Here is an 8,087-nt window from a genome sequence, read left to right as displayed (position 1 = left end):
GTCGCGGTGAGAGTGCCGACGACGTACGTGGCGTCGACCTCGCGCCGCGCCGCGCGCCGGGTGGCGACGTCGAGCGCGACCGTCGAGAAGTCGACGCCGACCAGGCGCGCACCGGCGCGCGCCGCGAGCTCGACACCCCACGCGCCGCGTCCGCACGCCAGGTCGAGGAGCGTGCCCCCGCGCCTCAGGGCGAGCGCGTCCGCGACGACGGGCAGAGCCGACCAGGTGAGGACGCCGTCGGTCTGGACGTCGGGCGGCAGGCCGAGGGCCTGCGCCTGGAGGCGGTCGCGCGTCGGGAACCGCTCGATCGCGGCATACCAGGAGTCGAAGTACTCGGCGTCGGGCACGTCACCGATCCTGCCATCCGGGCAGCCTGTCTCACCATGCGAACGTCGCTTTGACCTGCCCCTCCGTCGTGCGTTTAATTCCGATCAACAAGGTCAAGATTTCCAGCGCGAAGCCCCGGCTTGCTGGACGGCAACCCTCCCGCGCGGCGGGGTGCCCCGGGTGAGGACCTGGCAGTGGACGGACGTCGGACGCCCGGACCACGGCAAGCGACGCGGACCGCGCCGGCGCAGCCGGTGCACGAGAAGGGACGGACCATGAGCGACCACCGCTCCGTGAGCAGCACCCGCACGCTCACGTGTCCGTCCTGTTGTCGCCGCTGACCTGACCAGCGCGCCGGCGTCCCCGCCGGCCCCCGCGACGCCGCACCCCTGGAGGCGGCGTCCCACCGCGCACCCTCGAGCACCCCTCGTGCGCGCCCTTCAGCGACCTCACGCACCGAACGGACCCTTGCCGTGCCCATCCCCCGACACGTCCACCTCGGCCTCGACCTCAGCGACACCGGCGCCCGTGCCGCCGCCTGGCGCGACCACGGCTCGCAGGCGCAGCGCCTGTTCGACCTCGACAAGCTCACCGAGCACGTCGCCGTCGCCGAGCGCGGCGCCCTCGACTTCGTCGTGTTCGACGAGTCGTTCGCGCTGCACCCCAGCCGCAACACGACGCTGCAGGGGCGTCTGGACCCCGCGCTCGTCGCCGCCCGGCTCGCACCCCGCACCGCCCGGATCGGCCTGGTCGCACAGCTCGACGCCGGCCTGACCGAGCCCGACCACGTCGCGCAGGCCGTCGCGACCATCGACCGCGCGAGCGGTGGGCGGGCCGCGTGGCAGGTCGGCGGGGGAGCGCTCGACGGGCGCGTGGTCGACGCCGTCGAGCACACGTGGGACGCGCCGGTCGTCGCCGACATGCCGCGGCCCGTCGACCGGCGCAACGCCCGGTTCGTCGACGTCGACGGCGTGCACTTCGCTGCCCCGCAGCCGCAGCGCGCGTCGCGGTCGCCGCAGGGCCGGCCGCCTGTCGTGGTGCGGCTCGACACGGCTCCCGGGTCCGGGGCCGACGCGCGCGACGTCGACGTCGCGGGCCGCGCCGCCGACGTCGTCCGCCTCCGGGTCGACGACCGCGCCGTCGCCGCCGAGCTCCGCGCACAGGTGCGGGCCGCCGCCGTGCGGCACGGGCGCGACCCCGACTCCGTGCGCGTGCTCGTCGACGCGTTCCTGCTGCTCGGCCCCGACGCCGCGAGCGCGCAGGCCCGGCTCGACCTGCTCGCCGAGGTCGGCGACGTGCGGCCCGCCGCCGGCTCGCTGGTCGCGCTCGGCACCGCCGTCGACGTCGCGTCGCTCGTCACCGAGTGGTTCGCGCTCGAGGCCGCCGACGGGTTCACGTTCCGGCCCGCGTCGGTGCACACCGACCTGCCCGGTCTCGTCGACGCCGTCGTGCCGCGGCTGCGCGGCGCCGGGGTGTTCCGCGACCGCTACCCGCGCACCGCGACACTGCGCGGCACCCTCGGACTGGCCCGGCCGCCGCGCCGCACGGGTGGACGCCCGGTCGCTGCAGGAGCCGCGGCCGGCGGGCGGGTCGCCTCCGGGGCCGGACGCGCGGCGGCGGCCCGATGAGCGCGCCGCCCACCGTCGTCGACCGTGCACGGTTCCGGTCGGTGCCGCAGCACCACCCGAGCGTGCGGCCCATGCTCGACGAGCTCGCGGTCGAGTACGCGACCCGCTATGCGGACGAGCTCAAGATCGCCGAGCTGCGCGCCGAGCTCGGGCGGTACCCCGCCCACGAGTTCGCCCCGCCGCGCGGCGAGCTGGTGCTGCTGATCGAGGGCGGCGGGGCCGTCGCAGGCGGCGCGTTCCGTCGCCGGACCGAGCCCGAGGTCGGGGACATCACCCTCTCCGACCGGCCCGGCAGCCGCGACGAGCGTGGTGCAACCATCGTGCCGACCGCCGAGCTCAAGCGGATCTGGACGCACTCGGCGCACCGCCGCCGGGGGCTCGCCCGACGGGTCCTCGCCGAGCTCGAGCGCCGCGCGCTCGCCGCCGGCTACCCGCGGATCTACCTGACCACGGGCCCGCGGCAGCCCGAGGCCGCTGCGCTGTACGTCGCCACCGGCTACACGCCGCTGTTCGACCCCGCCGCGGACCTCGAGCAGCTCGGGCACCTGCCGTTCGAGAAGTGGCTCGTCCCCCACGTCCCCCCGACCGAGAGCTGACCGCCGTGTCCACCGTCTCCCTGCACACCGACGAGCCGCGCAGCGTCGCTCGTCGCCCCGTCCCGCAGCGACGCCCGCCCGACGACCGACGAGCCGCGCGTCGTCGGCGCCCGGCACCCCGGGCGGTGGGTGGCCACCGTGCTCGTGGCCGTGCTGCTCGCGATGGTCCTCAACTCGCTCGTCACCAACCCGAGGTGGGAGTGGAGCGTCGTCTGGCAGTACCTGACCTGGCCGTCCGTGCTCGAAGGGCTCTGGGGCACGCTGCGCCTCACGGCCGCCGCCGCGGTCATCGGCTTCGGCCTGGGCACCGTGCTCGCCCTCATGCGGCTGTCCCGCTCCCCGCTGCTGCGCGGAGTCTCGTGGGCGTACACCTGGGTGTTCCGGTCCGTGCCGCTCATCCTGCAGCTGCTGCTCTGGTACAACCTCGCGTACCTCTACCCGGAGCTGACGCTCGGCATCCCGTTCGGGCCGTCGTTCGTCGGGTTCGACACGCTCGACATCATCGACAAGTTCGGCGCCGCGATCCTCGGTCTCGGCCTCTCGCAGGCCGCCTACTCGGCGGAGATCGTGCGCGCGGGCATCCTCGGCGTCGACCAGGGGCAGCACGAGGCGGCCGCCGCGCTGGGCTTGCCGCGGTCGCGTCAGCAGCGCCGGATCATCCTGCCGCAGGCGATGCGGACCATCGTGCCGACGGCCGTCAACGAGATCATCGGCCTGGTCAAGGGCACGTCGGTCGTCTACGTGCTCGCGTACAGCGAGCTGTTCTACATCGTCGGCGTCATCTACGGCCGCAACCAACGGGTCGTCCCTCTGCTCGTCGTCGCGGGCATCTGGTACCTCGTCATCACGACGGTGCTGACCGTCATCCAGTTCTACGTGGAGCGGCACTACGCGAAGGGTGCCCTGCGGCAGCTGCCGCCGACGCCGCTGCAGCGCGCCCGGTGGGGACTCGGCGTCGCCTGGTCCCGGGCCACCGGCGCACCGCTCCCGTCCGACCTGCCGCCGGGCTACGGGACGCGGTCGCTCGCGGCCCGCGGCGTGCTGACCCGGACCCGTCGCACCGAGGTCGGGGGTGCGGCATGAGCGCCGGGCTGGTCGAGGTGCGCGGCGTGCACAAGGCCTACGGCACGCTCGAGGTGCTCGACGGGATCGACCTCGTGGTCAGGCCCGGCGAGGTCACCGTGATCCTCGGGCCCTCCGGGTCCGGCAAGTCGACCCTGCTGCGGGCCATCAACCACCTGGAGAAGGTCGACCGCGGGTTCATCGAGGTCGACGGCGAGCTCATCGGGTACCGCACGCGGCCCGACGGCCGGCTGCAGGAGCTCAAGGAGAAGGAGATCCTGCGGCAGCGCACCCGCATCGGGTTCGTGTTCCAGAACTTCAACCTCTTCCCGCACCTCACCGCGCTGGAGAACGTCGTCGAGGCGCCGCTGTCCGCGCAGCGCCGGCCCCGTGCCGAGGTCGAGGCGGAGGCCCGCGAGCTGCTGGAACGGGTCGGCCTGGCGGACAAGGTCGACGCCTACCCGCGGCAGCTCTCGGGCGGGCAGCAGCAGCGCGTGGCGATCGCCCGCGCGCTCGCCGTCAAGCCGTCGGTCGTGCTGTTCGACGAGCCCACGTCCGCGCTCGACCCCGAGCTGGTCGGCGAGGTGCTCGACGTGATCCGCGACCTGGCCGCCACCGGGACGACCCTCGTCGTCGTCACCCACGAGATCGGCTTCGCCCGCGAGGTCGCCACCACCGTCGTCTTCATGGACGGCGGGCGGATCGTCGAGCAGGGCAGCCCCGCCCAGGTGCTCGACGACCCGCAGCAGGAACGCACCAAGGCGTTCCTGGACAAGGTCCTCTGACCGCGTCCGTCCACGTTCCCCCACCCCCACCGAGAGAAGCGAGAACTCCCCGTGAACGTCCCCTTCCGACGCGCCAGGCTCCTCACCGCGATCGCGGTCGTGCCCCTGCTGGCGCTCGCCGCGTGCGCCGGATCGAGCGCCGACGACGACCCCGCCGCCGCGGACAGCACCCCGAGCAAGGCCGCCGGCCTCGAGATCAGCACCAGCCCCGACCAGGACCGCATCCACACCACGGTCGCGGACGACGCCGTCGCCCTGCTGCCCGCCAAGGTCAAGGACTCGGGCGTCTTCAAGGTCGCCACGACCGCCGGTGCCGCACCGCCCCTCGGCTTCCTCGCGGACGACGAGAAGACGCCCATCGGCAACGAGACCGACATCGCGCAGCTCGTCGCCGACGCGCTGGGCCTCAAGCTCGAGCTCGAGCAGAAGGCGTGGGCCGACTGGCCGCTCGCGCTGCAGTCCGGCGACGTCGACGCCGTGATCTCCAACGTCACGGTCACCGAGGAGCGCAAGGAGCTGTACGACTTCTCGTCCTACCGCAACGACCAGCTCGGCTGGATCACGTCGGCGAACAGCAAGATCAAGGAGATCAAGGAGCCCAAGGACATCGCGGGCCTCACGGTCGGCGTCGGCTCCGGCACCAACCAGGAGAAGATCCTGCTGGCCTGGAACGAGGAGAACATCAAGAACGGTCTCGAGCCGATCAAGGGCGGCGAGCCCGAGTACTACGAGGCCTACTCCGACGTGCTGCTCGCCGTGCAGTCCGGCCGGCTCGACACCTACGTCGGCCCGAACGCGAGCCTCGCGTACAGCGCGGCGACCGCCCCCGACCAGTACAAGGTCGTCGGCACGCTCAACGGCGGCTGGCCGCTGACCGCGCAGATCGCGGTGGCCACGCTCAAGGGCAGCGACCTGGCGCCCGCCGTGACGGCGGCGCTGCAGCACGCGTTCGACGACGGCACGTACAAGCAGGTCCTCGCGCGCTGGGGCCTGACGGCCGAGGCGATCGAGAAGCCCGAGACGAACCCGCCGGGCCTGCCCAAGACCGAGTGACCCGACCGGTCGCTCGCGGTGGTCGGCCGGGGTCGGGGGACACCCGGCCGACCACCAGTTCTCTCCCCGTCCCCCGTGTTCTCCGGAGGTGCCCGTGCAGGTCGTGGACCACGTCGTCGTCGGCGGCGGTGTCATGGGCTCGGCGGCGGCCTGGCAGCTCGCCGCGCGCGGCCGCGACGTGCTGCTGCTCGAACGGTTCTCGCCCGGCCACGTGCGCGGTGCCTCGCACGGGGCGTCCCGCATCTACCGGACCACGTACGACCGGCCCGAGTACGTGGACCTCGCGGTCGAGGCGCTCACGTTGTGGCGGTCGCTCGACGACCCGTCCGTCCTCACCCTGACCGGCGGCGTCAGCCACGGCGTCCGGCACGAGGGTGTCGCGGCCTTCTTCGTCGCGCGCGGTGTGCCGCACGAGTGGCTGACGCCCGCAGCGGCGGCCGAGCGCTGGCCGGGGCTGCGGTTCGAGGGGTCCGTGCTGCACGAGACCGCGACCGCCGGGCGGCTGCACGCCGACCGGGCCGTCGCCGCGCTGCAGGCGTCGGCGGCGTCGCACGGTGCCGATGTCCGGCACGACGTGCAGGTGCTGCGGGTCGTCGCAGGGTCGTCGGGCGTCGTGCTCGAGACGACGCTCGGGGACGTCCGGGCCCGGTCCGTCGTCGTGGCCGTCGGCGCGTGGACCGCGGGGCTCGTCGGGCCGTCGCTCGGCCTCGACCTCGGCCCCTCGCTCGTCGTCACGCAGGAGCAGCCCGCACACTTCGCGGTGCTCCCCGGCGCGCCCGACGAAGGCGCGTGGCCGTCGTTCACGCACCAGCCCGTCGGGCTGCACCCCTGGCCGAGCGGCACCTACGGGCTCGCGACCCCTGGCGAGGGCATCAAGGTCGGGTTCCACGGCGTCGGACCCGTGACCGACCCCGACCACCGGTCGTTCCTCCCCGAGCCCTCGCAGCTCGCCGACCTGCAGCGGTACGCCGAGCTGTGGCTTCCCGGAGTGGACCCGACGGTGCCCGCACCCATCTCGTGCACGTACACGACCACCCCGGACAGCGACTTCGTGCTCGACCGGCGTGGTCCCGTGGTCGTCGCCGCCGGGTTCTCCGGGCACGGGTTCAAGTTCGCGCCCGCGATCGGCCGCGTGCTCGCCGACCTCGCGTCCGAACCCGCCGACTCCGCGCCTCGCGCCGCCCACCCCGCGTTCGCGCTGGCCCGCCTGGCCGGCGCTCGTGGCCACCTGCCCACGGGCTCGTCGCGTCGTCCGCCCGACGAGCAGCCCACGGACCCCCGTCCCGACGCCGGACTCGACGCGCACCCCGCGCCCGCCGCCGTCGGCACCAGCCCCACCCGCACCGTCCCCCAGGAGAACCGATGACCGACCACCGTCCCGTCCCGCTGTCCGTGCTCGACCTCGCCCCCGTGCGGGCCGGCGGCACCGGCGCCGAGGCCCTGCGCGACGCGGTCGCCCGCGCGCAGCTCGTCGAGCGGCTCGACTACCGGCGGGTCTGGTACGCGGAGCACCACCTCGCGGGCGGTGTCGCGTCGGCCGCGCCCGCCGTGCTCGCGGCGCTCGTCGCGTCGGCGACGTCGACCATCCGGGTCGGGTCCGCCGCGGTGCTGCTCGGGTCGACGTCCCCGGTGGTCGCCGCCGAGCAGTTCGGGACCGTCGCGGCACTGCACCCCGGACGCGTCGACCTCGGGCTCGGGCGGGCGTCGTTCCCGCCGCCGTCCGTCGCCGGCGGCGCGGGTGCTCCGGCGCCTGCGCCTCGTCGCCGGCCCGAGCCGACGCCCGAGCGCGTCGTCGGCGGCCTGCTGGTCCCCGCGACGCCGCCCGTGTCGTTCGGCGAGGGCCCGCTGCTCGACCGGATCCTCGCGCAGCACCGCTTCGTCGGCGCCGGCCGCACGCCGGGCGCGTTCGCCGACGAGCTGTCGACCTTGCTCGACGTGGTCCGCGGCACCGCGCGCACCGACGCCGACCGGCCCGTCACCGTGCCCGCCGCGCAGGGGTCCGACCTCGCCCTGTGGGTGCTCGCGTCCAGCGGCGGCGAGAGCGCCCGCGTCGCCGGCGAGCTCGGGCTGCCCCTCGGCGCGAACTACCACGTGAGCCCGTCGACCGTGCTCGAGACCGTCGAGCAGTACCGCGCCGCGTTCCGGCCCGGCGTGCTCGACGCGCCCTACGTGGTGGTGTCGGCCGACGTGCTCGCGGCCGACACCGCGACCCGGGCGCACGCGCTCGCGGACCCGTTCGCGGAGTGGGTCCTGTCCATCCGGCGAGGGGAGGGTGCCATCCCGTACCCGGCGCCCGGCACGACGACGCCGTGGGCGCAGCGGCCGGCGGCCGAGCGGGACCTCGTGCGCGACCGCGTCGACACCCGCTTCGTCGGCACGGCCGACGAGGTCGCTGCCGGCCTGGCCACCCTGGCCCGCGCCACGGGCGCCGACGAGCTCCTGCTCACCACCATCACGCACGACCCGGCCGACACCGCCCGCTCGTACGAGCTGCTGGCGCAGGCCTGGCCGTCGACCACCGAGCCGACCCTGGCAACCGCCTCGGCCTGACCCCCACGGGCGCCCCGGCCGCGAGTTCGTGGCTTCTGGTCGAGTTCGTGGGTTGCAACCCACGAACTCGGCGGCAACCCACGAAC

General features: G+C 74.7%; 7 protein-coding genes, 1 pseudogene and 1 riboswitch. Of the genes and pseudogenes, 7 read left to right on the top strand and 1 reads right to left on the bottom strand.

Annotated features, from left to right (window positions below):
• Positions 1-347: class I SAM-dependent methyltransferase (locus J7523_RS18090; protein WP_291889844.1), on the bottom strand; the 347-nt coding region annotated here is incomplete at its 3' end.
• A gap of 91 nt (positions 348-438) precedes the next feature.
• Positions 439-563: riboswitch (SAM riboswitch) on the top strand.
• Between the two features lie 237 nt (positions 564-800).
• Here J7523_RS18090 and J7523_RS18085 point away from each other — a divergent pair.
• The 7 genes and pseudogenes from J7523_RS18085 (at position 801) to J7523_RS18055 (ending at position 8,001) form a co-directional block, all read left to right on the top strand.
• On the top strand, positions 801-1,955 hold the full coding sequence (locus tag J7523_RS18085) for an LLM class flavin-dependent oxidoreductase (RefSeq protein WP_291889841.1): 1,155 nt from the start codon (positions 801-803) through the stop codon (positions 1,953-1,955).
• Positions 1,952-2,551, top strand: coding sequence for a GNAT family N-acetyltransferase (locus J7523_RS18080; RefSeq protein WP_291889839.1), 600 nt, complete (start codon positions 1,952-1,954; stop codon positions 2,549-2,551). The genes J7523_RS18085 and J7523_RS18080 overlap by 4 nt, the downstream gene beginning before the upstream one ends.
• Positions 2,552-2,647: 96 nt before the next feature.
• Positions 2,648-3,634, top strand: a pseudogene (locus tag J7523_RS18075) (amino acid ABC transporter permease); the annotation flags it as partial.
• Positions 3,631-4,398 carry an amino acid ABC transporter ATP-binding protein gene (locus J7523_RS18070; protein ID WP_291889836.1) on the top strand — a complete coding sequence of 256 codons (768 nt, stop codon included), beginning with the start codon at positions 3,631-3,633 and terminating at the stop codon, positions 4,396-4,398. The pseudogene J7523_RS18075 and the gene J7523_RS18070, both read left to right, overlap by 4 nt.
• Positions 4,399-4,449: 51 nt before the next feature.
• The gene (locus J7523_RS18065) at positions 4,450-5,451 is read left to right on the top strand and encodes an ABC transporter substrate-binding protein (RefSeq protein WP_291889833.1); all 1,002 of its coding nucleotides are present in this window, start codon (positions 4,450-4,452) and stop codon (positions 5,449-5,451) included.
• Positions 5,452-5,545: 94 nt separating this feature from the next.
• On the top strand, positions 5,546-6,817 hold the full coding sequence (locus tag J7523_RS18060; RefSeq protein WP_363267287.1) for an FAD-dependent oxidoreductase: 1,272 nt from the start codon (positions 5,546-5,548) through the stop codon (positions 6,815-6,817).
• Positions 6,814-8,001, top strand: coding sequence for an LLM class flavin-dependent oxidoreductase (locus J7523_RS18055; RefSeq protein ID WP_291889831.1), 1,188 nt, complete (start codon positions 6,814-6,816; stop codon positions 7,999-8,001). The genes J7523_RS18060 and J7523_RS18055 overlap by 4 nt, the downstream gene beginning before the upstream one ends.
• The last annotated feature ends 86 nt before the right edge of the window (positions 8,002-8,087 follow it).

It is taken from the genome of Cellulomonas sp., from assembly GCF_017744555.1.
Classification (GTDB): Bacteria; Actinomycetota; Actinomycetes; order Actinomycetales; family Cellulomonadaceae; genus Cellulomonas.
Note: the sequence above shows the minus strand (reverse complement) of the source record. Positions and strands in the feature narration are given on the sequence as shown.